Annotated in this window: 20 protein-coding genes; 6 read left to right on the forward strand and 14 right to left on the reverse strand. The window is 50.9% G+C overall.

Going from position 1 to position 25,614, the window contains the following annotated elements; all coding sequences use genetic code 11:
* The first annotated feature begins 68 nt into the window (after positions 1–68).
* Positions 69–1,625 (forward strand): M20/M25/M40 family metallo-hydrolase, encoded by a 1,557-nt coding sequence (locus P2W70_RS05740; protein ID WP_276480479.1) that lies wholly within the window; start codon positions 69–71, stop codon positions 1,623–1,625.
* 86 nt (positions 1,626–1,711) lie between these two features.
* On the opposite strand, the gene P2W70_RS05745 is transcribed toward P2W70_RS05740, so the two are convergent.
* Together P2W70_RS05745 and P2W70_RS05750 are read right to left on the reverse strand one after the other, a co-directional pair.
* A complete protein-coding gene (locus P2W70_RS05745) occupies positions 1,712–2,911 on the reverse strand; it encodes a DUF5009 domain-containing protein (protein ID WP_276480480.1) in 1,200 nt (399 codons plus the stop codon).
* An 88-nt stretch (positions 2,912–2,999) separates the two neighbouring features.
* Positions 3,000–3,545, reverse strand: coding sequence for a hypothetical protein (locus P2W70_RS05750; RefSeq protein ID WP_276480481.1), 546 nt, complete (start codon positions 3,543–3,545; stop codon positions 3,000–3,002).
* A 228-nt stretch (positions 3,546–3,773) separates the two neighbouring features.
* On the opposite strand from P2W70_RS05750, the gene P2W70_RS05755 reads away from it, so the two are divergent.
* The 4 genes from P2W70_RS05755 to P2W70_RS05770 are packed head-to-tail and all read left to right on the forward strand — an operon-like array spanning position 3,774 to position 10,882.
* On the forward strand, positions 3,774–4,499 hold the full coding sequence (locus P2W70_RS05755) for a hypothetical protein (protein WP_276480482.1): 726 nt from the start codon (positions 3,774–3,776) through the stop codon (positions 4,497–4,499).
* Between the two features lies 1 nt (position 4,500).
* Positions 4,501–7,281, forward strand: coding sequence for a TonB-dependent receptor (locus P2W70_RS05760; RefSeq protein ID WP_276480483.1), 2,781 nt, complete (start codon positions 4,501–4,503; stop codon positions 7,279–7,281).
* Positions 7,282–7,291: 10 nt separating this feature from the next.
* Positions 7,292–8,437 (forward strand): DUF4249 domain-containing protein, encoded by a 1,146-nt coding sequence (locus P2W70_RS05765; protein ID WP_276480484.1) that lies wholly within the window; start codon positions 7,292–7,294, stop codon positions 8,435–8,437.
* 33 nt (positions 8,438–8,470) lie between these two features.
* Positions 8,471–10,882 carry a hypothetical protein gene (locus tag P2W70_RS05770; protein ID WP_276480485.1) on the forward strand — a complete coding sequence of 804 codons (2,412 nt, stop codon included), beginning with the start codon at positions 8,471–8,473 and terminating at the stop codon, positions 10,880–10,882.
* Between the two features lie 295 nt (positions 10,883–11,177).
* Here P2W70_RS05770 and P2W70_RS05775 read toward each other — a convergent pair whose 3' ends face one another.
* The 11 genes from P2W70_RS05775 to kdpF all read right to left on the reverse strand — a co-directional run bounded on the left by P2W70_RS05775 (position 11,178) and on the right by kdpF (position 22,374).
* A complete protein-coding gene (locus P2W70_RS05775; protein WP_276480486.1) occupies positions 11,178–11,666 on the reverse strand; it encodes a DUF6265 family protein in 489 nt (162 codons plus the stop codon).
* Between the two features lie 110 nt (positions 11,667–11,776).
* Positions 11,777–12,586 carry a helix-turn-helix domain-containing protein gene (locus P2W70_RS05780; RefSeq protein ID WP_276480487.1) on the reverse strand — a complete coding sequence of 270 codons (810 nt, stop codon included), beginning with the start codon at positions 12,584–12,586 and terminating at the stop codon, positions 11,777–11,779.
* Between the two features lie 53 nt (positions 12,587–12,639).
* A complete protein-coding gene (locus P2W70_RS05785) occupies positions 12,640–14,340 on the reverse strand; it encodes a sensor histidine kinase (RefSeq protein WP_276480488.1) in 1,701 nt (566 codons plus the stop codon).
* Between the two features lie 7 nt (positions 14,341–14,347).
* Positions 14,348–15,472, reverse strand: a complete 1,125-nt coding sequence (locus P2W70_RS05790; protein WP_276480489.1) for a universal stress protein — start codon at positions 15,470–15,472, stop codon at positions 14,348–14,350.
* Complete coding sequence (locus tag P2W70_RS05795; RefSeq protein WP_276480490.1) at positions 15,456–16,061, reverse strand: GNAT family N-acetyltransferase; 606 nt, start codon at positions 16,059–16,061, stop codon at positions 15,456–15,458. The genes P2W70_RS05790 and P2W70_RS05795 overlap by 17 nt, the downstream gene beginning before the upstream one ends.
* Before the next feature lie 18 nt (positions 16,062–16,079).
* A complete protein-coding gene (locus tag P2W70_RS05800; protein ID WP_276480491.1) occupies positions 16,080–16,439 on the reverse strand; it encodes a DUF7674 family protein in 360 nt (119 codons plus the stop codon).
* 255 nt (positions 16,440–16,694) lie between these two features.
* Complete coding sequence (locus P2W70_RS05805) at positions 16,695–17,768, reverse strand: porin (RefSeq protein WP_276480492.1); 1,074 nt, start codon at positions 17,766–17,768, stop codon at positions 16,695–16,697.
* Positions 17,769–17,848: 80 nt separating this feature from the next.
* The gene (locus tag P2W70_RS05810) at positions 17,849–18,412 is read right to left on the reverse strand and encodes a K(+)-transporting ATPase subunit C (RefSeq protein ID WP_276480493.1); all 564 of its coding nucleotides are present in this window, start codon (positions 18,410–18,412) and stop codon (positions 17,849–17,851) included.
* Between the two features lie 19 nt (positions 18,413–18,431).
* Positions 18,432–20,480: a potassium-transporting ATPase subunit KdpB gene (gene kdpB / locus P2W70_RS05815; RefSeq protein ID WP_276480494.1), complete on the reverse strand. Its 2,049-nt coding sequence runs from the start codon at positions 20,478–20,480 to the stop codon at positions 18,432–18,434.
* Positions 20,481–20,562: 82 nt separating this feature from the next.
* Positions 20,563–22,275 (reverse strand): potassium-transporting ATPase subunit KdpA, encoded by a 1,713-nt coding sequence (gene kdpA, locus P2W70_RS05820; protein ID WP_276480495.1) that lies wholly within the window; start codon positions 22,273–22,275, stop codon positions 20,563–20,565.
* Between the two features lie 18 nt (positions 22,276–22,293).
* Positions 22,294–22,374: a K(+)-transporting ATPase subunit F gene (gene kdpF, locus P2W70_RS34410; protein WP_420832387.1), complete on the reverse strand. Its 81-nt coding sequence runs from the start codon at positions 22,372–22,374 to the stop codon at positions 22,294–22,296.
* Positions 22,375–22,813: 439 nt separating this feature from the next.
* On the opposite strand from kdpF, the gene P2W70_RS05825 reads away from it, so the two are divergent.
* Positions 22,814–24,073: a dicarboxylate/amino acid:cation symporter gene (locus P2W70_RS05825; protein ID WP_276480496.1), complete on the forward strand. Its 1,260-nt coding sequence runs from the start codon at positions 22,814–22,816 to the stop codon at positions 24,071–24,073.
* A 113-nt stretch (positions 24,074–24,186) separates the two neighbouring features.
* On the opposite strand, the gene P2W70_RS05830 is transcribed toward P2W70_RS05825, so the two are convergent.
* Entirely contained in the window at positions 24,187–25,536 is a 1,350-nt protein-coding gene (locus tag P2W70_RS05830) for a sigma-54-dependent transcriptional regulator (RefSeq protein WP_276480497.1), read from the reverse strand.
* Positions 25,537–25,614 lie beyond the last annotated feature (78 nt).

Consider the following 25,614-nt stretch of genomic DNA (forward strand, 5'->3'; position numbering starts at 1 on the left):
TGAACGGAATGGGTTTTCTTGCAATCCTTAATATTTTCGGGGGTTCAAGCTCAACCTAATCGTTCATTATGAGAAGAAACCCGACCTTATTGGCCCTTGCCCTTCTGTTGGCAGGGAACGGAGTCTTTGCTCAATCCAAAGACTCCCTGATGGTAAAAAGCATTATTGAAGAAGCTACTCAACGCTCACAACTCCAGACCCTGGGTCGTGAATTGATGGATGGCATCGGCCCCCGGCTGGTGGGCAGTCCTCAGATGAAGCAGGCCAATGACTGGGCCGTCGCGAAATACCAGGGATGGGGCATTGCTGCTAAAAATGAACAGTGGGGCGAATGGCGCGGCTGGGAAAGAGGTGTAACCCATATCGACATGGTGTACCCTCGTGTAAAATCGCTGGAAGGTATGCAACTGGCCTGGAGCCCTTCTACCGGCGGCAAGACGGTTACCGGCGAAGTGATCATCCTGGCCGATCTGGCCGATTCGGTAGCCTTTCAACAATGGCTGCCGTCGGTGAAAGGCAAGTTCGTCATGATCTCGATGAACCAGCCAACCGGCCGTCCCGATTATAACTGGGAAGAGTATGCCACCAAGGAATCGTTTGAAAAAATGAAGAAAGAGCGTGCTGCCCAGACGGATGCCTGGCGCAACCGCATCACTAAAACCGGATTGACGGCCCGTACCTTACCTGTAGCCCTGGAAAAAGCCGGTGCTGCTGGTGTGGTCATGTCTTACTGGTCTAATGGATTTGGTGTCAACAAGATCTTCGGCGCCAATACCACCAAGGTGCCTACGATCGATATTGCCCTGGAAGATTATGGCCTGCTGTATCGCCTTACTGAAGGTGGTCAGAAACCAAAGATCAGTGTACGCGCCGATTCGAAAGAACTGGGTATGGTGCCAACTTTCAATACGATTGCCGAGATCAAAGGCTCTGAAAAGCCCAATGAGTACGTGATCCTTTCTGCTCACTTCGACTCCTGGGATGGCGGGACCGGCGCTACCGATAATGGTACTGGCACGCTGACCATGATGGAAGCTATGCGCATCCTCAAAAAAGTATATCCCAATCCCAAACGCACCATCCTGGTGGGTCACTGGGGTAGTGAAGAACAGGGCCTCAACGGCTCCCGGGCTTTTGTAGAAGATCATCCGGAGATCGTGAAGAATATCCAGGTATTGTTTAACCAGGATAATGGCACCGGCCGCGTAGTGAATCTTTCGGGCCAGGGCTTTCTGCGTGCTTATGAATACCTCGGCCGCTGGCTGGGTGCGGTACCCAACGATATCCGCAGCCAGATTGAAACGCGGTGGCCCGGTGCTCCTGGTGCCGGCGGGTCGGACTTCGCTTCTTTTGTAGCAGCTGGTGCGCCTGCATTTTCGCTCAGCTCTACCAGCTGGTCGTATGGCAACTATACCTGGCATACCAACCGCGACACGTATGACAAGATCGTATTCGACGATGTACGCAGCAATGCTATCCTGACGGCTATCCTGGCTTATATGGCTTCGGAAGATCCCGTCAAGACTTCCAACGAAAAAAGTGTACTGCCCAACAATCCACGTACCGGCGCTCCCGGCATCTGGCCTGCTCCTGTGAAACCAACCAGGAAGGGTGGCGTGAATTAATATCGGGTAACCTGATCGTAAGAGGGCTGTTCACAATGAAGTGAACAGCCCTTTTTATTGTTGTGCAGGTGGTGATCAGGTGGAAACTACAACTGCAATTTGATCTTCGCTTTGTTGAGCAGGATGGCAATGCCCATGATGATCACGGCATAACAGAGTGACCAGGCAACGCCCAGCCAGCCATGGTGGAAGGCATGCGGCATAAAGTACCAGCCCAGTACCGATTGAATATGGTACAGGATGGCGGGCAATATATAGATCAGCAAGGGGTTGGCAGCGGCGGGTTTGAGGAAGGCGGTCCAGCCGCTGATCTTTTTGACATCGGTAAACCAATACAGCAGGCTGAACAAGATACAGCAAATGGCGACACAGAAGAGGCACCAGGGAGGCGTAGCATAGATCTTCGATATACCGTGCATGGGGCGTAGTAACCAGGCAGCGGTGGCAGCAATGACCGTGAGCACGATGGCCTGCATGAAGCGCTGGGTATTGGTACGAATACCTTTGCGCTCAAAAAATATCAGGGACAATACGATGCCACTGAGCACAATGCTGACATGCGACATATGGCCGGCCTGTGCGCCCATCCACTGGAAAATGCCGTAGGCCTGCAAGGCAGGCAGGCGACCCAATATATACCAGAGCACGCACATTGTGATGGCCACCATCAATCCAAACCGGCTTCCGCCGACCAATTGATAAATGACGCAGGCAATCAGGTAGGCCCATCCGATCAGGCCCAGTATTCCCCACCACTGGGTGGTAAGGCCATGCTCACCGGCTTCGCCGCCCCGATACAGGAACCCCAATATGATCAATCCGACCATCCCGGCTCCTTTCAATGCCCAGGTCAATGATTTTTGGCGGAAGGGATAATTGTTCCAGACGAGGATCGCGCTCCCGTAGAACAGCAGCGACCATACATGTATGGACATACCCATCGCTTCTTCATTGTACCCGCCTTCTCCATTGACCATAAAAACACCGAGTACCAGCAATCCGACGGTACGCCACACAATGTGCTGCTGCAGCTGCCAGAAGAAATCTCCTTTGGCAAGCCGGTTATTGATCGCAAAGGGAAGGGACATACCGACGATGAACAGAAAAGCGGGAAAGACGACATCTACAAAGGTCATGGCATCTGCATCGGCCGGCATATGTTTCATCCACTGGGGGATACCGCCGACGCCTGCGACGTCATTGACAAAAATCATGACAAGGATAGTAATGCCGCGGAATACATCGATGGAAAGAATACGTTCCGTTGTCAACGTATTGTACTTCATGCAGGAGATTGTTGGGTTGTGCTAAATATACAATGAAGCAACTGATTTTCCGCGCAGGAACATCAACCCCCTCCGTTAATGGTATACTTTATAGCTGCCAGCCCAGTCTGATCGCGAGAAAGCTATAGCCTCCCCGGTTCAGCAACGATGCCTCAGGAAAAGTTGATCCTAATTTGGTGCCGCTGTAGCGCAGGGCGACCTCGAGCTGTTTTTTACCGACAGGCAACATGGCTCCCAGGGAGGGTACCAGTGCCAGTCTGGTGGAGGTATTGGCATCAAGCCCAATGTTGAGTCCTGTTTCAAAGCCCAGGAAATATTTCTTCCAGCCGTAATATTTTACCCCAGCCAGTACAGGCAGAATGGAAAAATGCTGCACTTCTTTGTCATCGAACGACCTCACTTTACCACTGAAATAATTATAGCCGGCGCTGAGCGATGCTGCAAAGTGTGTGCTTGCCCTCCATTCCTTTTTGATATGCATACCCGTTAGCACGCCGGTCATATCGCCAACCGCTGTATAGGCCGGGATACCCAGGTCGACCCCGATGGTCAATGGACTACGGAAGGTCTTATACTGTGCGCTGGCGAGCATTTCGCTGAACACCAGACACCCGAGCAGCATTATTTTTTTCATACCATCTATTTCAGGAAAGATAAATACCGTAGGGATGAATCCCGCCGGCATTGTTGCACAACCGGCTATTTACGGGGTTGAACTGTCGTATGACAGCCCTGGTCTGCCAAACGTTGCGGGAGATTAAAAAATCATTAATACCTGCATATATACGATCATCAAAAAACGGTGATGACTCCCCGGAAATCACGTAAATTGGCAAACCAGTTAACCTTCATATTAAAACTAATGCCCAAACAACTGCTTCTACTTTTTCTTGCCTTAACGGGCTATGCTGCAGTAGCCCAGAACACACCTGCCGACACCAGTTTCAACCAAGTCGCGATGCACAATGCGGTAACGAACTATCACCATTACACGGACAGACAATCCCGGTTGTTCAATGGCGTTGAGTTCTTCGGTTATTCGCCCAAGATCGAGGGCATCCCCTATTACCTCGAGAATACCTGGCAGCGAGGCCGAATCGTGTATGACGGCATCACCTTCGACACCGTCCAAATGATGTATGATATCGTCAAAGACCGCGTCGTCATTCTTCACTTCAACAATTTCTTCCGCGTGTCTCTGTTTAGCGACAAGGTGCAATCCTTTTCCGTAATGGGACATCAGTTTATCCGGATAGAACGTGACAGCCTGCGCAGGTCTCCGTTGACAACCGGCTTCTATGACCAGTTGTATACCGGCCCTACCAGTGTATTATCCAAACGTAGTAAGATCATCGAAGAGACAGTTAAAGAAACGCTTGAACGGAAATTCCTGGAACAGTACTCCTATTACGTTTTCAAGGATGGCAGCTACCATACCGTCAGAACACAAAAGGGACTGCTTTCCTTACTAAAGGACCATGCCCGTGAGGTCAAACAACATCTGCGGAAAAACAAGATCAAGTTCAGAAAAGATAAAGAGAACGCGATCGTTCAAGCCGCCATTCATTACGATTCTTTAAAACACTGATATGAGACGACTGCCTTTATTGCTGGCAACGGGCCTTTTCCTGTTGTTGTGTTGCGGCCGACTCGCTGCCCAACAGCCTGCTCCCAAACCGGTGAACCTGATCTTAAACGATACCACCATCGACGTGATCCTCCAGGAGTTTGAAAAACAATCCGGATATCATTTCTACTACGATCGGGCGCAGTTCGACAGCCTGCGATTCAGCATTGTGATCAGCAACCAACCGCTGCAGAAAGCGCTGGAACAAACCTTTGAGAATACGCAGTTCCACTTCACGATCATGGCCGATCGGCAATCTGTTTTTATCACCAAAGGGGTCAGTATCAAGACCTCGCTACCGGAGAATTTCTTTGCCAAAGCTGCCCGGGATACTACCATCCGTGAGGTGGCAGGTGTACCAGACTTCGGCGATAAGAAAAAAGTACGGGTCGATGCCTCTGTCGAAAACCGGCTTTTTGAGATCGGCAATAAGAACAACCCGGCTCCCGGCAACGTGACGCTGGCGGGGGTGGTACGCAATGTAAAAACCGGCGAACCTGTGGTAGGCGCAACCATTGCCATTCCCAATACATCCATTGCCACCGCTACCGACCAATACGGCTATTACTCGCTGACCATTCCAAAAGGGCGCTATGTATTCAGCGTGCAGGGTCTTGGCATGAAAGACACCAAACGCCAGGTAGTATTGTATACCGCTGGCAACCTCAACATCGAGATGGACGAGCGGGTCACCTCCCTGAAGGAAGTGATCGTATCGGCCGCCAAGGTAGCTAACGTACGTAATGTGCAAATGGGTACCGAGCGCCTGACGATCCGTGCCATCAAGCAAATACCCACCGCTTTCGGTGAGGCCGACATCATCAAGGCTGTGTTGACCTTGCCCGGTGTAAAATCGGTGGGCGAGGCGAGCACGGGCTTCAACGTGCGCGGCGGCTCTGCCGACCAGAACCTCATCCTGTTCAACGATGCTACGATCTACAATCCTTCGCACTTCTTCGGATTCTTCTCGGCCTTCAACCCCGATATCGTGAAAGATGTGGAATTGTACAAGAGCAGTATACCTGCCAAATATGGTGGTCGCCTGGCATCCGTGCTGGATATATCGAGTCGTGAAGGGAACAAAAAAGAGTTCACCGGCAGTGCAGGTATCGGTCTGATCACCAGCCGCTTCAATATTGAAGGTCCGATCCAAAAAGACAAAACATCTTTTATCCTTGGGGCGCGCACTACTTATGCCGGATGGCTGCTGAACCTGCTGCCCGATGAATACGAGAACAGCAAGGCGTCTTTCTACGACGTGAATCTCAATATCAGCCACCAGTTTGACAATAAGAAAGATTACCTGTATGCCACGGGGTATATCAGCGGTGACCGCTTCAATCTGAACAACGACACCACCTATGGGTACAACAACGGCAACGTGGTGCTGAAGTGGAAGCATATCTTCAACAACAAGCTGACCGGTTTCCTGACGGCAGGTTATGACCGGTATGCCTACCATATCCAAAGCGAAAAAAATAAGCTCAACGCCTATAAACTGGGCTTCGACATCAATCAGCTGAATGCCAAGGCCGACTTTACCTGGTACCTGAGCCCCGAACATACGATCGATTTTGGCGCCAGTACGATCCGTTACAAGCTCAATCCCGGCAACTACGAGCCACTGGACAAAACATCCATGATCATGCCGGATAAGGTGCCCACCGAGCAGGCGCAGGAAAGCGCCATTTATTTGTCGGAACGCTGGAATGTGACACCTGAATTGTCGATCCAGGCAGGTGCCCGTTATTCGTTCTATCAATACCTGGGCCCTGGCAATATCAACCAATATGCTCCCGGGATTCCCAAAACCGAAGACAACATCACCGGCGTGGGAACTTATGGCAAAGGCGATGTGATCAAGACCTACCATGGTCCGGAGTGGCGCGTATCGGCCCGCTACAGTATTACGCCGACGTTTTCGGTCAAGGCCGGATACAATACGCAGCGTCAATACATCCACATGCTTTCGAATACGACAGCCATATCTCCTACGGATATCTGGAAGCTGAGTGATCCCAACATCAAACCCCAGTTTGGCGACCAGGTCTCTTTCGGCCTCTATAAGAACCTGCGCTCCAACTCTATTGAAACTTCGGTGGAGGTCTATTATAAAAATATCAAGGACTACCTGGATTACAAGAGCGGCGCTAACCTGATCATGAATGATCATATCGAAACGGATGTGATCGGCACGCGAGGTCGTGCATACGGACTGGAGCTGATGATCAAAAAGCAGAATGGTAAGTTGAACGGGTGGATCAGCTATACCTATTCACGTATTTTATTGAAGATGGATGATCCCACATCGGGCGAGCAGATCAACCGGGGTGAGGAATATCCGGCCAACTACGACAAGCCGCACGATGTGACCATGGTAAGCAATTACCGGTTTACGCACCGCTTCAGCATTTCACTGAATGCGACGTACAGTACCGGCCGTCCCGTGACGCTGCCGATTGGACGTTATTACTATGGTGGTTCCTGGAGGGCATTGTATGCCGACCGTAATGCTTACCGGATCCCTGATTATTTCCGGACCGACTTTGCCATGATCATCGATGGTAACCACAAGGTGCACCAGAAGTTTCACAACTCCTGGACCATCGGCCTGTACAATATCACCGGCCGGAAGAACCCGTATTCGGTGTATTTCACGTCGGAGAATGGCCGCGTGAACGGCTACAGGCTGTCGATCTTCGGCAATATCATTCCCTTTATCAATTACAACATTCGTTTCTAAATACCGCGTTATGAAAAAGCTTTTGTATGTGTACTTTGTTTTGCTGGCCTGGTCCTGCAAGCAGCGGTTTGAACCTCCGGTGGCAGCCCCTAAGAACGGCTACCTGGTGATTGACGGTGTCATCAATAGCGGCGTGGGCCCTACCAGTTTCCGGATATCCCGGGCCATCGGTCTTTCCGATACCAGCCTGGTAAAATATGAACGTAATGCGGTGGTGCGGGTAGAAGGCGAGAACAACAGCAATTACCCCCTTAGCGAAACCGGGGCAGGTGTGTATTCATCGCCGCAGCTGAACCTCAACAGCAATGTAAAATACCGGTTGTACATCAGGACTACCGAGGGGAAAGAATATACTTCCGATTTTGCGACCCCGATCAAAACACCGGCGATCGACAATATTCGCTGGGAGCAGCCCAACGACCTGCAGTTGTTCATCAATACGCATGATCCACAAAACAATACCCGTTATTACCGATGGGACTGGGAAGAGACCTGGGAATTTCACTCGGCGTATACCACGACGCTTAAGTACGTAAAAAACTCCCGCGGGGAAGCGACCGGCATCGATTACCTGTATCCTGACCGGAATCATGATACCACCAATTATATCTGCTGGCGGACGGAAGCCTCTACCAACCTGCTGTTCGGATCTTCGATTAAATTATCGCAGGACAGCATAGATCTTCCCATTCATAAAGTATTGCAGCGATCGGAGAAGATCACGGTATTGTATAGCTTGCTCGTGAAGCAGTATGCCGTCAGCAAAAAAGGGTATGAATTCCTGCAACGGATGAAAAAGAATACGGAGCAGACCGGTACCCTGTTCGACGCTCAACCGTCGGAGCTGGTCGGCAACGTTCACTCCAAGAGCGATCCCAACGAGATCATCATCGGATTTGTGGAAGCGGCGGACAAACAGGAAAAGAGAATATTTATCAGACCGTCTGAGCTGAAGCAATGGGGCTTCCGCAGCCCTTGCCAGGAGACGACGGTTCAGAACCATCCCGACAGCATTCTGGCGAACAGTTACCTGCAGCCCACGAATGTTGCCGAGTATACTGGTATGGGGGCTATAAAGTCCTTCTATGCTGCAGACCCGATCTGTGTACTCTGCACCATGCGGGGCGTTCACCTGAAACCTCCTTTCTGGCCTTAACAACACTAACCTGTACAACTTAAATTCATACTGATGTACCGTGCATCCAACTATATCAACAGACTGGCTTTGCTGGCAATGGCCTGCTGTTGCTTGCTGAACCCGCTTGCGTTGCGGTCGCAAGACCCTGGCAGTGCCATCCAGGCCAAATTCGACAATTACCGTTCCAAGGCCCTGTCTGAAAAGCTTTTCATGCATACGGACAAGACCTTTTACCTCGCCGGTGAAATATTGTGGTTCAAGCTGTATTACGTCAATGGCAACAACAACAAACCCACCAACCTGAGTAAGATTGCCTATGTCGAGTTACTGGACAAAGATCATCGCCCGGTGATGCAAGGCAAGGTGGCTTTGACCGAAGGTTATGGCAGCGGCTCTTTTTACCTGCCTTCTTCCGTCAGCGCCGGTAATTACACGCTGCGCACCTATACCAACTGGATGAAGAACTTCGGCGCCGACGGCTTCTATGAACAACCGGTGACCGTTGTCAATTCGCTCAAGCCTTTACCGGCACAGGCCGTCGATACGACTACCCGGTACACCGCCCGTTTTTTCCCGGAGGGCGGCAACCTGGTCAAAGGTCTTACCAGCAAGGTTGCTTTCCAGGTAACCGACCAGTATGGCAAAGGACATGCCTTTACCGGCACGCTCACCAACCAGCGGAATGAAACCATCCTGAGCTTTGCGCCTAGCCGGTTTGGCATTGGACATTTCAGTTTTGTGCCAGCTGCCGGTGACAGCTACACGGCCAATATTACTACCGATGACGGTAAAACGGTTACCCGCGAATTGCCTGGCGTTTTTGACCAGGGCTATGTGTTGCGGGTAGAAGATGCGGGCAATGATCAGCTGCAGGTAATTGTACAATCCAATATGCCGGGCGCGGCTTCGGGCGAGGAAATCTTCCTGTTTGTGCAAGGACATGAAGAGGTCAAGGCGGCCGTTAAGAAAGCCCTGCAGAACGGTGAGGGCCGGTTTACGATCGATAAAAACAAACTGAGCGAAGGTGTGTCTCAGCTTACCGTCTTCAACGATCGCCGGCAACCTGTTTGTGAGCGGCTGTACTTTAAACCTGTAAAAGAAAAACTCACGATCAATACGGCAGGCAACAAAGGCGAATACAATAGGCGCTCTGCAGTCGACCTGTCGCTGCAGACATACAACTTCGCCTCGGGAAAAACCATCCCTTCCAACCTGTCCGTTTCCGTATACCGGATCGATTCCTTACCCGGTCATGAGCAGGATGATATCCTCAGCTATCTCTGGCTCAGCTCGGACCTGAAGGGACAGATCGAATCGCCCGGATATTATTTCTCGGCGCAAACACCAGAAGTACTGGCAGCCCTCGACAACCTGATGCTGGTACACGGCTGGAGAAGGTTTGACTGGAAACAGGTGCTTGGCAACGACGCTCCCGCTTTTCAATTTGCCCCTGAATACGCAGGACACCAGATCGTTGGTAAATTATCGCATGCCAATACCGGTCAGCCTGTAGCCAATTCGAAAGCCTTTCTTTCGATCGCTGGCACGAAACTGCATTTTTACCCGGTGATGAGTGGAGCCCAGGGGGAAGTACAATTCGACGTACGTAATTATTATGGTCCTGGCGAGATCATTGTGCAGGCCGAAGACCAGACCGACAGCAACTTTCATGTAGATATCAAGAATCCGTATTTCGATAAATATTCCGACTACCAGCCGGCGCCTTTTTACCTGTCGCCATCCCTACAGGGTGCCCTGACAGAAGGCAGCATCAACATGCAGGTACAAAATGCTTATTACAGCGACCGCCTGACACAGTTTGGGCTACCCCGCATCGACACGATGCCTTTTTATGGCAACGGTTATCCCAAATACCTGATGGACGACTATGTACGGTTTACCACGACAGAAGAGATCCTGCGTGAGTATGTGCCGGATGTGGCGGTACGCAAAAGCGGCGGTGAATTCCAGCTTTACATTTTCAATTGGGAGATCGAAAGACATTACCGCGGCAGCCCACTGGTACTGCTGGATGGTGTACCTGTGAGCATTCAAAAGATCATGACCTATGACCCTATGAAGCTTCGCCAACTTCAGGTAGTCACCGATCGTTATGTTACCGGTGAGTTTACGTTCGACGGCATCATCAGCTTTTCTACCTACCATGGTGATCTTACCGAATTGAAGCTCGACAATAAAGCGGTTATCATCGACTATGATGGCTTGCAGTTGCAAAGGGAGTTCTATTCACCCAGCTATGAAACCCCGGAGAAGTCGGCTAGCCGGCTGCCCGATTTCAGGAACCTGCTGTACTGGTCGCCAGATGTGGTAACAGATGCCAGCGGCAAAGCAAAATTGCACTTTTTCTCTTCCGACCTGAAAGGTCGTTACGCAGTGGTGCTGCAGGGTATGGACAATACCGGCCACGCCGGCAGTACTAGTTTTTCGTTTGAGGTAAAATAAGCACCGGTTTGCTACCATACAACAAAGGGCTCCCATGCAGTGGAGCCCTTTTTTTAGCTTACTATACGCCGACTTTACACAAAACGTTGTTGGAAGAACAGCCGCCTTCATTGGATAGCTTCATAGAAAACAGGGAATCCCAGGTGAGTTTCTTGCCTACATGATCATGTCAAAAAGGAGTCAGGAGAGCAGGATGATTGATTGGTTGGGCTCAGGTCACCTAAAGATAGTACCATTCAAAAGGCATCCCTACCCATGTTGGGGATATAATATACACAACAAGGATATTATATCCTTATGGTGTCTTCCGCATGAAATGGAAGTCCATCGAACGACCATTTCCCGAAATAGTTGCCAGTAATTTTTCGCCGTCTTTCCGGTAGGTGATCATTTTCGGGAAGTCATGTGCCCGGTTTTCAACCGTAAATCCATCCGGTGTGACTGCTGTGCATTTAAACCAAACCGGCTCTTTGTTTTCAGTCACATCGGCTACATACCACAGACTATCATCTTTAATCACCCATTGCAGTTTTTCGACGAAGACCGTATCTTTTTCCTGTAAGGTGACACCCCATCCACGCATCGACTTTTCACCTGTTCGCTCCCAGCGCTCGTGTGCGGTACGTCCAGGCTTCATATCAAGGCGGGTCCAATAACCCTCCAGCCAGGTGAGCTGCTGCAATTGTTTTTCTGCCGTGAGCTTTTGCGAAGGGGTATCCTGGGCCATTGCCATGCCGATGGCCATTATAAAGAGGGCTGCTAAACAATGTTGTTTACTGTTCATACAACTGGTTTTGCACAAAAATAGTAGCAATCGTTGGCCTGGTATTGTACGAAACCGACAGCACCGGTTAAAGCAGCCTGCTTATAGACGGGAGCGACCGGCGATGGCCATCAGCTCTTTTTCTTCAAGAAAAAGTTAGCCATTGTTTTTTCATCAAACCCATAGCGGGAAGGATCTTCTCCGGTGAATGCCTGGAAATTGCGGATAAAATGTGCCTGGTCGTAATAGCCTGATTCGTAAGCCAGGCCTGCCCAGCTGGAATCCCCTTTTTCGATCAGGCGAAATATGGTACTGAATCGTATGATACGTGCAAAGTATTTCGGCGTCAGCCCTACCTGTTTCTTAAACAACCGTTCCAGCTGCCTTTCGCCCATGCCCAGATTTTCCCTGATATCACTGACGGCTACCATGCCATTGCGTGCGAGGATCATGTCAACGGCGTCATCGACGGGCGATCCTTGTATGTGCAGCTGCTGCAGCAGCTGTAGCAATTTATCATTACACTGGTCGATCCAGCGGTCATGGTCGACGGCTTCATCTGTCAACGGGCAAAGTGTTTGTAAGCCCTGGCCTATTGCCTGCTCCAGGTCTACCACCCGATCGGTGTATTGTTGCATATCCAGCTGGAAGAAGTGATGCAGCATCGTTGGCCTTGTTTTAATTCCCAACACCCCCGACCGTCCGGTATTCTCCAACAGAAAATGCGTGCTGATCTGACCGGCCAGTAATTGCCGGCTTTGTTGCTCCCAGGTATTTTGCAGACAAATGCGATAATGGTCGCCGTAATGAAAAATGATCTCCGGGAACCCATCGGGCAAGATCTTTTGCCGGACGGGTTGTGGATCATCGTTTTCGATGACCCAATAACACTCGATCCATTTTTCCAGGCCTTTGGCCGGAGCAATCCGTTTGAAGATCATGCCCTGAAGTTACCGAAAAGTGCAGACGCTTCGGGAATCTTCGCCTTACCAGCTCATTTAGCTACGAGCAGATCGAAACCAAAGAGGCTGCCTTCACCGATGCGGCTTTTGACCCAAATATTGCCCCCCTGTGCTTCAATAAATTCTTTGGAGATGGCCAGGCCAAGGCCGGTACCGCTGCGTTCGTGGGTACCCGGCACTTTGAAGTAACGATCGAACAAGCGGGGCAGGTATTTCTCATCGATGCCCCTGCCATGATCGGTTACGGTAAATGCCAATCGGTTGCCCTGTGGCACCACCGCTATATCGATACTGGTGGCGTCTGGAGAATAGCGTATAGCGTTGGTCAGAAAATTGATCAGTACCCAGGAGGTCTTTTCCGTATCGGCCAATACAGCCGGCAGGTTGGCAGGCAGGTTGGACTGTAAGACGATATTCTTCTGCACGGCCTGAAACTGAACGGCCTGTACAGCCTGATCTACGATCGACTGCGGCGCAGCGGGCTGCAGCTTGAGTTGAATGTTCCCTGTCTCTACCTGCGACATATTGAGCAATCCGCTGGTGATGTTCAACAGCCGGTCGGCGTCTTCGGAAATTCCTTTCGTCAGCTCCAGCTGTTCTGCATTGAAGGGGCCTATACGGTTATCGGTCAGTAGTCGTGCACTCATCTTGATCGACGAGATGGGTGTCTTTAATTCGTGCGATACGGTAGCGATAAAATTGGTCTTGGCTTCATTGAGCTCATGAAAAGGGGTAATGTTCCGCAGCACGATCACCTGCCCCGCCATGGCGCCATTGTTTAGCACATCCAGCACATCCTTACTGAAATAGCTTTCCTTTTCGTCGGCAAAGATCTTCAATTCCTTTTTGCTATTGTCTTCCTGCAGAAGGGTACGCATAAGGTCATTCTTCAAGGCTAGGTCGGGTGCATATTTACCGATCATCTCTTTTTCCCGCAGGCCCAGCAGTTTCTCTGCTACGGCATTCAGGAACAGGATATGCCGGTTTTCATCGAGACCGATAATACCATCCCGCATTTGATTGATGATGGTCTCTATGCGCTTCTTTTCGAAAGTCAGCTTGGCCAGGTTACTGTTCTCGTATTCATCGAGTTTACTGGCCATGCTGTTGAAAGCATTCGCCAGCTCGCCAAACTCATCTTCCTGCTTGAGATAAATACGCTTACTGTAATTCTTGTTGGCGATTTCCCGGATACCTTCTGCCAGTTTGGCCACGGGCTCCGCAATGATGCCGGGGAAGTTATAGATGAAGGTGATGACGATCAGGATCAGGCTGGTAAAGATGACGGTGAGCCACAATTGTGCTTTATCAGCCGTAAGGCCGGCAATGGCATTTTTCCGGAGGATGGCCTGCTGGTTGATCTCGTTGACCATTCTGATGGTGGTGCGCAGCTGTGCATAATTGGATGAATCGGTAGGCATGGAACGTAACTCTTTGAAGTCTTTGCGCAGTGTCTCCGTCATTTCCCGCTCTCCCATCTCGGTCACGTTGACTTCCTGGTTGCGCAGGTTGGCTTCGAAGCGGGTAAAGGCACTGGTGTCACTGGGCAGGTCTTCCAGGGCCTTCAACATGTTGTTGGAATACACCAACGACTCGTAGTTGTTTTTCAATATCTGCTCGGCATCGCCGCTGAGGCGGTGCACATAGTATAGACTCAATATCCCAAAGGTGAGAATGACCAGGAAGAGAAATCCGAGACCCAGGGATAGTTTTGTTTTTAAACGGACAGCCATAATTGTATTATGAAAGGATGACGATGTCGATATCGGCGGCCGACAGCTTGTTCAGGAGCTGGTTGAATACGGCCGTGCTCAATATCACACTGAACAGGTTGAGGTGGGGTTTGCCTACACAGATGGTTGTTACCTTGCGTTGCTCCGCCACCTCGATGATCCCTTTGGCAATATTACTGTGTTTGATCTTAATGACCTCTCCCCCCAACTCGGTAGCCAGTTTGAAGTTGTTGATGAGGTGACGCTGGGCTGCCAGTCCGATCTTGTCACCGTCTTCCCGGGGCGTTTGCACGTACAGCAGGTACCATTTGGAATTGTAATAGCTGGAAAGGCGGGCGGTTTTCCGGATCACCTTCTTCGCTATTTCGTGGTTGCTGCTGATGCAGGCCATGAATCGCTCCTGCCGGGCATTGGCATTGCGGGGCAACACATGCTCGATCTTTCGCTCTACCTGGCTGGCCACCTCTTTGAGGGCCAGTTCGCGCAACTGGAGGATCTTCTCCGACTGAAAGAAGTTACGCAGCGCGGTTTCCACTTTATCGGGCGCATAGATCTTTCCTTCCCGCAGGCGGGTGACCAGTTCATCGGCGGTCAGGTCGATGTTGACCACTTCGTCGGCCTGTTTGAGAATGCTGTCCGGAATCCGCTCGGCCACTTCAATGCCGGTGATCCCTTTGACTTCCTCGTTAAGGCTTTCGATGTGTTGTATATTGACGGCACTGACCACATTGATACCGGCATCGAGTATGTCCATCACATCCTGCCAGCGCTTTTCATTTTTACTACCTTCTATATTGGTATGGGCCAGCTCATCGACGATCACCACCTCCGGGTGCAGGTTGAGGATGGCCTGCACATCCAGCTCTTCCAGTTCCTTGCCTTTGTAGAAAAGCTTGCGGCGGGGAATGATGGGCAGCCCATCGAGTAAGGCATGGGTTTCCCGCCGCATATGGGTTTCGATGTATCCGATCTTGACATCGACCCCATTGCGCAGGAGGGTATGTGCCTCCTGCAGCATGCGGTAGGTTTTGCCGACACCGGCACTCATGCCAATGTATATTTTGAACTTGCCCCGCCGCGACTGGCGGATGAGCTCGATAAAATGTTCCACATTCTTATCTCGATCGGGCATACGACAGATTGGATTCTAAGTTAACTTTTTTCTGTACGGGACTAAACAGCATGGCCGTACAAAGACATACTTTGTGCTGCTTTTGGCGCAGGATATCATAGTTCACACAGCTTTGGCAACCTTTCCAGAAGGCCTCGTCGTGCACGATCTGGTCGAAGGTGACCGGTTCGAAGCCCAGGCGGGTATTCATTTTCATGATGGCCGCGCTGGTGGTGATACTGAACAACTTGGCGTTGGGGTATTTTTCCCGCGACAGTTCGAATATCTTTTCTTTGATGGTCCGGGCTACGCCCATCTCCCGGTAAGCGGGGTTGACGATGAGGCCAGAATTGGATACGAACTCGCCATTGGCCCACACTTCGACATAGGAGAAGCCCACCCATTGTCCACCGCTGGTGAGGGCAATCACGGCTTTACCGTCTTTCATTTTGTCTACGATCGAAGCAGGCGATCGTTTGGAGATACCGGTACCTCTTTTCCTGGCAGAGCTTTCCATTTCATCAACGATCTCCTGGGCATATTGCCCGTCATAAATGTCCGCTACGCGGACGATAATACTATCTGGTTCGGTTTTACTATCTGTGTCCATGGTGTTTCTTTTATAGGGTTAGCAACCTGTACCCATTACCTGTTTAAGATAAGCCGCATACAGGGGTGCGGGTATCAGCGAACAAAGGATCAGCTTTTCTACCCGGTCTTTGGGCATGAAGGCAGTGAAGGAAAATATGAAGGTGTTTTCGATCGTATTGCGGACGATGTTATCGCCCTGGCGATACAGTTTCTCTGCTACTGCAAAGCATTTCCGGGCCAAGGTGAGATTGTGACCAAGTACTGCTGCTTTGGTGAACTCCGAGAAGCACTGTACCGATTTGTAGATATCCATCGTAAAGCGGGCGGGATACTCATCGCCGGTGATCTTGGGCAACTCGGCTTTCAGCAGGGAAGGCACTTCGTATTGTGTGATCATATAGCTCCTTGTTTTGATGAACACCGTCTGTATGCCAAACGGCATTCCAATCCTGGCCGTTTTGGCGATCTACCGCTGCAATGCAACAGGGGCGGGCCTTTGGCGAGCTGTCTCTTTTTAGGAATGAAAACCGTCCCGGTCGAACCTTTTCATTTTGGTAGGGTGGCTTTCGTTTTGACAGGGGGGCTGCCAGAAAAAGCAAAACTCCTTCCCGCGGGGGAAAGGAGCGCTTGCTTAGAAAGGAATAAGCACAGTTTAGAAGCTTACCGCGACGGACGCAGTAACAAAAGCATTGTTCTTTTGTGTGGTTTGCGCTTTGGTGAAAATAGCGTCTTTGCTGCTCAGGTTCCTGCCTTCCAGTCGTATTAGGATATTGGATACGGGGGCATAGTCGATGTTGAGGGAATAGCCAGTTGTTTTGAAACCGTTGGTAGTGCCGGTGGCAATGATCACTCCTTGTTTATCTTCATAGTACTCTCCGCGGGCGGCGATGGCCCATTTGTCGTTGATGGCGTACTTCAGGATCACGACGGGTGAGTACCAGGTATTCATGTCGCTGCTGCCTTTGGTCTTTTGCTCGGTGCCGATATCAAAGCCTGCTGTGACACCCAGTTTGGGGCTCAGGTTGAAGATGGCATAGAGGTTATGAAAATAGCGCATCAGGCGGGCACTATCTGGTTTGTCGGTGCCGATGAAGGTGCTGTAATTAAAAGTGGTGGTACTGTTGGGTTTGAATTGCACCTGGGTACCCCAGCTCATGAGGGAGTTACCATCCACTCTTTTGATGCGCTGCCAGCCATTGAGGGCCATTGCACTCAGTATCCACTTGTTGTTGTTGCTGGTATAGGTCAGTTTGGCACCCGCCTCATAGTAGGGTGAGTTATCGGCCAGTATACTCCTGGTGAGTGTCCAGCAATCCTTGGAGATGGCGCTTTCGAATCCAATATGTGATCCGAAGATGCCGGCATCCAACCACAGGTTTGCTTTCTTCGACAGCTTTACCCCTGCATTGGCTTCATAGATGTTCTTCAATACACCAGGCTCTGCTGCATAATTTGCATTCATGTAGGTACCGGCAGCGATCGCCAGGTTGGCCCGTACATACTCAGTACTGTAAGCCGCTTTGAGGAAACCGAGGTTGAGGTTGAACTCATTGTTCCTGTTGTGGCTGTAAATGAACCCGGGTCGGTTGTTGTCGAGCGGCTTGTTGAAATCATAGGTATAGTACACTTCTGCATATCCACTGATCGTGAGTGGTGAAGGTTTGGTATCCTGCGCCATAGCGCCGATACCGGTAAGCATGAGGGCTCCTGCCAAAAGCTTTTTCATCTTTCGTTCTTTGTTTATAGGTGCTTGTTGTTAAGAATGCGATGGAAAGCGTGCCCGGCAACCGGGCACGCCGGGAGGGATTACTTTAATTTATCAAGGGCGATGTTGAGTTGAAGTACGTTGACCTTTGCCGGACCAAACATGCCCAGGAAGGGGCCTGCCGTTTGCTGATCCACCAGGGCGGTGAGCTTCGCGGCATCCAAACTCCGGATGGCGGCGATACGCTTTACCTGTACTTTGGCGGCGGCAGGCGATAAATCGGGATCAAGGCCACTACCGGAAGCCGTTACCAGTTCCGCCGGGATCTCTTCTTTTTTTACACCCGGATTGTGTACCAGGAAACTATCGATCCTGTCCTGCACTACCTGCAGGTAGTCGGGATTGGAAGGCCCTTTGTTGGAACCGGCGGAACCAGCAGCATTGTAGTCTACTGCAGAGGGCCGTCCCTGGAAGTATTTGTCGTCGGTGAACTTTTGTCCTACCAGCGCATAGCCTACCACTTTACCATCCACCACCAGTTTTTGACCGGCACCTTCACCAGGTGCCATTTTGCCCACCGCTGCGATCAGGATCGGGTAGATCACCGCCAGCAATACGACCATCACGATCGTCAATTTGAGGGAGGGCAATATATACTTTTTCATCTTGTTACTTTTTATTGAATTATAAGAATAATGCGAGGAGCATATCGATGAGCTTGATACCGATGAATGGTACGATGATACCACCCAGGCCATAGATGAACAGGTTTCTGCGCAACAGGGCACTGGCACCGATGGGCTTGTACGTTACGCCACGCAGCGCGAGCGGGATCAATACCGGGATAATGATGGCATTGAAGATCACGGCCGACAGGATCGCACTTTCCGGACTTTGCAGGTGCATGATGTTAAGCGCCTGTAAGGCGGGTATCGAAGTAATGAAGAGTGCCGGCACGATGGCAAAGTATTTGGCCACATCGTTGGCGATGGAGAACGTGGTGAGCGTACCACGTGTCATCAGCAATTGTTTACCAATCTCGACAATCTCGATGAGCTTGGTGGGGTCGTTGTCGAGGTCCACCATGTTACCCGCTTCTTTGGCTGCCTGCGTACCACTGTTCATGGCTACACCGACATCGGCTTGTGCCAGGGCAGGCGCATCATTGGTACCATCACCCATCATCGCTACCAGCTTACCACCCTGTTGCTCGCGTTTGATGTAGTTCATCTTATCCTCGGGCTTGGCCTCGGCGATGAAATCATCTACACCGGCTTTCTGGGCGATGTATTTTGCCGTGAGCGGGTTATCACCCGTTACCATCACCGTTTTCACACCCATCTTACGCAGGCGTTCGAAACGTTCCTGGATACCGGGTTTGATGATGTCCTGCAGCTCTATGACACCCAGCACGGCTTCATTGCGGCTTACCACCAGCGGCGTACCACCGTTCTGCGCGATCTCTTTCACCCTGTCTTCCGTTTCTACGGGAAAGCCATTGCCATTCTTTTTGACCATGGTTTTGATGGCATCGGAAGCGCCCTTGCGGATGCGGGTACCATCGTGCAGATCGACGCCGCTGCTTCTCGTTTCAGCCGTGAACGGGATGAACTTGATACCGTTGGCCGAGGGCGTATGTTTTATGTTCTTGTTGGCCGCCAGCTCGATGATGGACTTACCTTCCGGAGTTTCATCTGCCAGGGAAGCCATCACACAGGCTTCGATAAAATCCTGCTCGCGTACATTACCCGATGGCCAGAAATGGGTGGCCTTGCGGTTACCGATGGTGATGGTACCTGTTTTATCGAGCAACAGGGTATCGAGGTCGCCGGCTGTTTCAACGGCCTTACCACTTTTGGTGATGACGTTGGCGCGCAAGGCCCTGTCCATACCGGCTATACCGATGGCGGAAAGCAGTCCGCCAATGGTGGTAGGAATGAGACATACGAACAAAGAAATGAAGGCCGCGATGGTGATAGAGGTATTGGCGTAATCGGCAAAAGGTTTCAGGGTTACACATACGATGATAAAGATGAGCGTGAAACTGGCGAGCAGGATCGTCAGGGCGATCTCATTAGGTGTTTTCTGGCGGGAGGCGCCTTCTACCAGTGCGATCATTTTGTCGAGGAAACTTTCGCCGGGATCCGTCGTCACTTTCACCACAATTCTGTCGGAGAGTACTTTAGTACCACCGGTGACGGATGATTTATCACCACCCGACTCCCGGATCACGGGGGCCGACTCGCCGGTGATGGCCGATTCATCGATCGTGGCGAGCCCTTCGATGATCTCCCCATCCATGGGGATCATATCACCGGCTTCACACACAAACATATCACCTTTGCGTAATTGAGAGGAAGGCACCACCTTGACTTCGTTGGTATAGATCTCCCCTACCGGAAAGATCTTTTTGGCCGGTGTTTCTTCCCGTGTCTTGCGCAGGCTATCGGCCTGTGCTTTACCACGTGCTTCAGCGATGGCCTCGGCAAAATTGCCAAAGAGTACGGTAACGAAAAGAATGGCCGTGATGAATGCATTGTAGGCGAGGCTACCCTGTGATGTTTCGCCGGCGGCGATCCAGATACATACGCCCAGCATGACGATAGTACCCAGCTCTACGGTAAACATGACCGGGTTGCGGAACATGGTGCGGGGATTGAGCTTTACGAATGACTGCTTCAGGGCAGCCACCACCATATCCCGGGGAAATAAAGCTGTTTTATTATTTTTCATTGTGTATAGTCATTTAGTTGCTACGAAATGCCTGCGAGGGGTAAGTGGCAGGTATAGGGCCCTGCCACTTCCGGTCGCATCACTACAGGCTGAAGTATTCGGCCAGTGGTCCCAGCGTCAACGCCGGGAAGAAGGATAAGGCATTAATGATGATGATTACAGCGAATGTCATCATACCAAAGGTCATCGAGTCGGTGCGCAGGGTACCGGGTGATGCTGGTATGTATTTCTTGTTGGCCAGTAAGCCGATGATGGCCACCGGACCAATGATGGGAATAAACCGCGACAGGATCAACACGATACCGGTCGATACGTTCCAGAAGATATTGTTGTCACCCAGCCCTTCGAAACCACTACCATTGTTGGCATTGGCAGACGTGAATTCGTACAGCATTTCCGAGAATCCGTGATAGCCAGGATTATTTAGCCAGCTGCCGGGTTTTACTGCCCAATCCATTTCCGGATGATGAGCTACATAATAGGCCGCCAGGGCAACACCCGCCTTCAACAGGAAGGCCGAGAAGAGCGTCACGATGGCGGCGATCTTCACCTCCCGTGCTTCTACTTTATGGCCCATGAACTCAGGCGTACGACCCACCATCAGTCCGGCAATGAATACTGCGATGATGATGTATATAAGATAGTTGAGTATACCTACCCCACAACCGCCATAGAAGGCATTGATCATCATGCCGAGCATTTGCATCATGCCCGACAATGGCATAGAACTGTCGTGCATCGAATTGACTGACCCTGTAGAGATGATGGTGGTCATAATACTCCAAAAACCAGAAGCTGCTGGCCCAAACCGCACTTCCTTACCCTCCATCGCCCCCATTGGCTGCGCTACGCCCAATTTCGCAATGGCCGGGCTACCCCCTATTTCCCAGTTCAGGGTCGGTATCAGCAACAACAGCATCCCTACTGTCATGACACCGAAGATCACCCAGGCCATTTTCTTTCGATTGATGTAAAAACCAAGTGCGAAGATCATGGCGATGGGTATGATCAATTGCGCAATCATCTCTACCATATTGGTAAAGTAGTTGGGGTTCTCGAGTGGGTGGGCCGAGTTGGCGCCAAACCAACCACCACCGTTGGTGCCGAGGTGTTTGATGGCGATCATACCAGCTGCGGGTCCACGTGATACCTGTACCGTATCTCCCTGCAAAGTGGTGATCGTATCTTTTCCGTCGAAGCTGGCGGGGGTACCATTGAACACCAGGATCAGTGCCGTAACGATAGAGAGCGGCAACAGTATATGGGTAATGGTTTTGGTGAAGATGCTCCAGAAATTGCCCAGGCTATTGGTGGTCTTTTCTTTCAACCCATTGAGCACACCCACCAGCGCTGCAATACCGGTGGCGGCACTGACGAACATCAGGAAGTTCATCACCAGCAATTGGGTCAGGTAGGTGACGCCCGACTCACCGGAATAGTGCTGCAGGTCGCAGTTGACCAGGAAGCTGATGGCGGTGTTAAAAGCCAGGTCGGGCGTTTGCCCGGGATTGCCATCGGGGTTGAGCGGCAATTTGTCCTGGAAGATGAGGAGAAACAAAGCGTATACGAACCACAGCATATTGATGGTCAGCATGGCTTTGAGGAATTCCTTCCAGTTCATCTTCCTTGCAGGATCGATACCGCAGATACGGTAGATGAACTTTTCGATCGGGTTCATGAAGTCGGTGATCGTTCTATCGCCGCGGAATACTTTGGCGATATACCTTCCCAATGGGAATGCCAGCAACACGCTGAGCAGGAAGGTCACGACGACGCCGGTTAATTCTGTATTCATTGTCCAAACAGTTTAGCGTTAAAATTTTTCGGGTTTCAGCAGTACGTATACCAGGTATATGAATACGAGGATGGACACTGCAAATAGTACATTCATCATAACTTGTGTGTTTTCTGGTTTGGGTTACACTTTTTCGAAAAAGTCTACACATTTAAAAAAGAGCGCGAAGCTGACAATACCAGCCAGGAACAAAATGAGGGTTAACATATCTATTGTATTAATTGATGATTGACGATACCAGCAAGGCAATCAATACCGCTACATACAGTACAGGTACTACGATGTGCATTTTGAGTTTATCGGCGAATGCTTTTTTGGTTGCTTTCATAGCTGTTTTTGACATAGCAATTGACAAAGGGCATACCGACGACGAGGCTTAATTTTAAATTACCACTTAAGAACTGATTACTAATCCATTAGAAGGAGAAGGGATATGAAACGGCAGCATACCGGTAATCATCGACCCTTTCAAAATGAAAGGGTGGCTTTCCATAATGGAAAGCGAAGGGGATACAATTAATTTCTTTATCTTTTCGGCATGATCCCCCAAGGCAAGAAAAAGTTCTATAAAACCCTATATTTCCAGGTCATTGTAGCCATCGTCATCGGCATTCTGCTCGGCCATTTTTATCCCAATTTTGCGGTGCAGTTTAAACCCCTGGGGGATGGTTTTATCCGCCTGGTAAAAATGCTGATCGGCCCCGTCATCTTCTGTACGATCGTGACCGGTATGACGGGCATGGACGATATGAAGCGGGCAGGAACGGTGGGCGTCAAAGCATTGCTCTATTTTGAAGTACTTACGACTATCGCCTTGCTGATCGGACTGGTCGCCATCAATATCCTGCGCCCGGGTGAGGGCATGAATGTCGACGTCACCAAACTCGACCCTTCGGCCCTGAAAGACATTGCCGTGGTGCAGAAACCTCAAACGACGGTTGAGTTCCTCCTGAATATTATCCCCCACACGATCGTCGAGGCTTTTGCCAAAGGAGATCTGTTGCAGATACTGTTGTTCTCTGTATTGTTTGGCTCCGCTGCCCTGCGCCTTGGCAGCCGGGTGCAGCCCGTCATGACCTTCATCAAAGGGTTTTCGGACATCCTGTTTGGCATTATTCATATTATCATGCGGGTGGCGCCACTGGGCGCGCTGGGCGCCATGGCCTTTACCATTGGTAAGTACGGGGCAGGCAGCCTGCAGTCGCTGGCCAAACTGATGGGCACTTTCTATCTCACCTGTATCGTGTTTATCGTAGTGGTACTCGGTGCTATCATGTATAGCATGCGCCTCAATATCTTCAAACTGCTGGCCTACCTCAAGGAAGAATTGCTGGTGGTGTTGGGCACCTCTTCGAGCGAATCGGCACTGCCAACGCTCATGGAGAAACTTGAAAATGCCGGCTGCTCCAAATCGGTAGTAGGCCTGGTGGTACCCACCGGTTATTCTTTCAACCTGGATGGTACCTCCATCTACCTCACGATGGCCGCTATCTTTATTGCGCAAGCTACCAATACCCCGATGGACCTTGGCCAGCAACTTACGCTACTGGTGGTATTGATGGTTACCTCCAAAGGGGCGGCGGGCGTTACCGGCAGTGGCTTCATCACCCTGGCCGCCACGTTACCGGCAGCGGGCAATATTCCTGTAGCAGGTCTTGCCCTCATCCTGGGCATCGACCGCTTTATGAGTGAAGCACGCGCGCTCACCAATATCATCGGCAATGCGGTGGCGACCATCTTCGTATCGAACTGGGAGAAGGAACTGGACAAAGAGAAAGCCCGGGAATTGTTGCAATAGGGCTGACCCTTCCGCAGCGCATTCGATGGGTGCCAGCAGACGATGATCTGCGAGAGATCTCCTACCATTGATGGTTACCCTTGCCGGTTTCTCCTTCAACTTGCTGTGATCACTTAGTTCAACTTGTATTCTTCTATTTTTCTGTATAAGGTAGTGAGACCGATGTCCAGCAGCCGGGCGGCTTCTGTTTTATTACCATGGGTGTGATTAAGTACGCGTTGTATATGCAGCTTTTCCATGCTGGCCAGTGAAAAGGCTGACAGCGTATGGCCATTGGCACCCAAGGCGGGTTGCTGCTGCAGCTCGAGGGGCAGGTCGGTCAACTGTAGCTCCGGCCCGTCGGACATGATCACCGAACGCTCGATGATGTTCTTTAATTCCCGGATATTCCCCTTCCAGGCATGACGCTCCAATTGTTCTACAAACGCAGTGCTCATCGCTGTGATGCGCTGGTTCGACTTTCTGGCCACCACCTGCATGAAGTAATTGGCCAGCGCCGGTATATCCTTTTTGCGGTCCCGAAGGGCCGGGAGGGAGATGATGAATACATTCAACCGGTAATAAAGGTCTTCCCGGAATTTTCCCGCGTCCACCTCTTCCTGCAGATGCCGGTTGGTGGCTGCGATGATACGCACATTCACGCGGGTGGTTTTGGTATCGCCTACTTTTATGAACTCACTGGTTTCGAGTACCCGCAGCAGCTTGCTCTGCAGGTCGATGTGCATTTCACCGATCTCATCCAGAAAGAGGGTACCGTTGTTGGCTTCTTCGATCAATCCTTTTTTGTCTTTCACAGCACTCGTGAAAGCACCTGCACGATAGCCAAACAATTCACTTTCGAGCAGTTCTTTGCTGAAGGCCCCACAGTTGAGGGCGATAAAGGGCTTGCCCGCCCGCTTGCTGCCGGCGTGAATGGCCTGCGCAAAGACTTCTTTTCCGGTGCCGGTTTCTCCCAGCAATAGCACGGTGGCATCGGTGGCTGCTACCTTACGCGCCAGGGTAATTGCCTCTTTGATGGCGGTCGACTGGCCAAGAATATTGTCGAAGTTGTATTTCTTTCCTACCTGCTGCTCCAGTTGTTCGATGCGTTTTTGCAGCTGCCCCTTCTCCATGGCCCGCATCAGCAGGGGAATAATTTTGTCGTTGTCATCACCTTTGGTGATGTAGTCGAAGGCTCCATTTTTCATGGCCTGTACGCCATCGGGAATATTGCCATAGGCCGTCAACAGGATGATTTCCGTGGCAGGATATTTGGCTTTCACTTCTTTTACAAAGTCTACCCCGCTGCCATCGGGTAATTTCACATCACACAGTATGACATCGACCGGCTCTTTATCCAGCAGTTTCAAGGCTGGCTTCAGGGCTGCTGCTTCCAGGGTCGTAAACCCTTCGAGGGTGATGATACGCTTCAGCAGTCCGCGCAGCTTTTCTTCGTCGTCGATGAGCAATATGGTACCGGGCATAGGTGTGCTTTATGGGGTCAAAGCTACGTAAAAGAAAATGAGCTGGTCCCGGTTATCCCGGGAGGCCAGCTCATCCTG

This window comes from Paraflavitalea pollutisoli (genome assembly GCF_029360705.1).
GTDB classification, from domain to species: Bacteria; Bacteroidota; Bacteroidia; order Chitinophagales; family Chitinophagaceae; genus Paraflavitalea; species Paraflavitalea pollutisoli.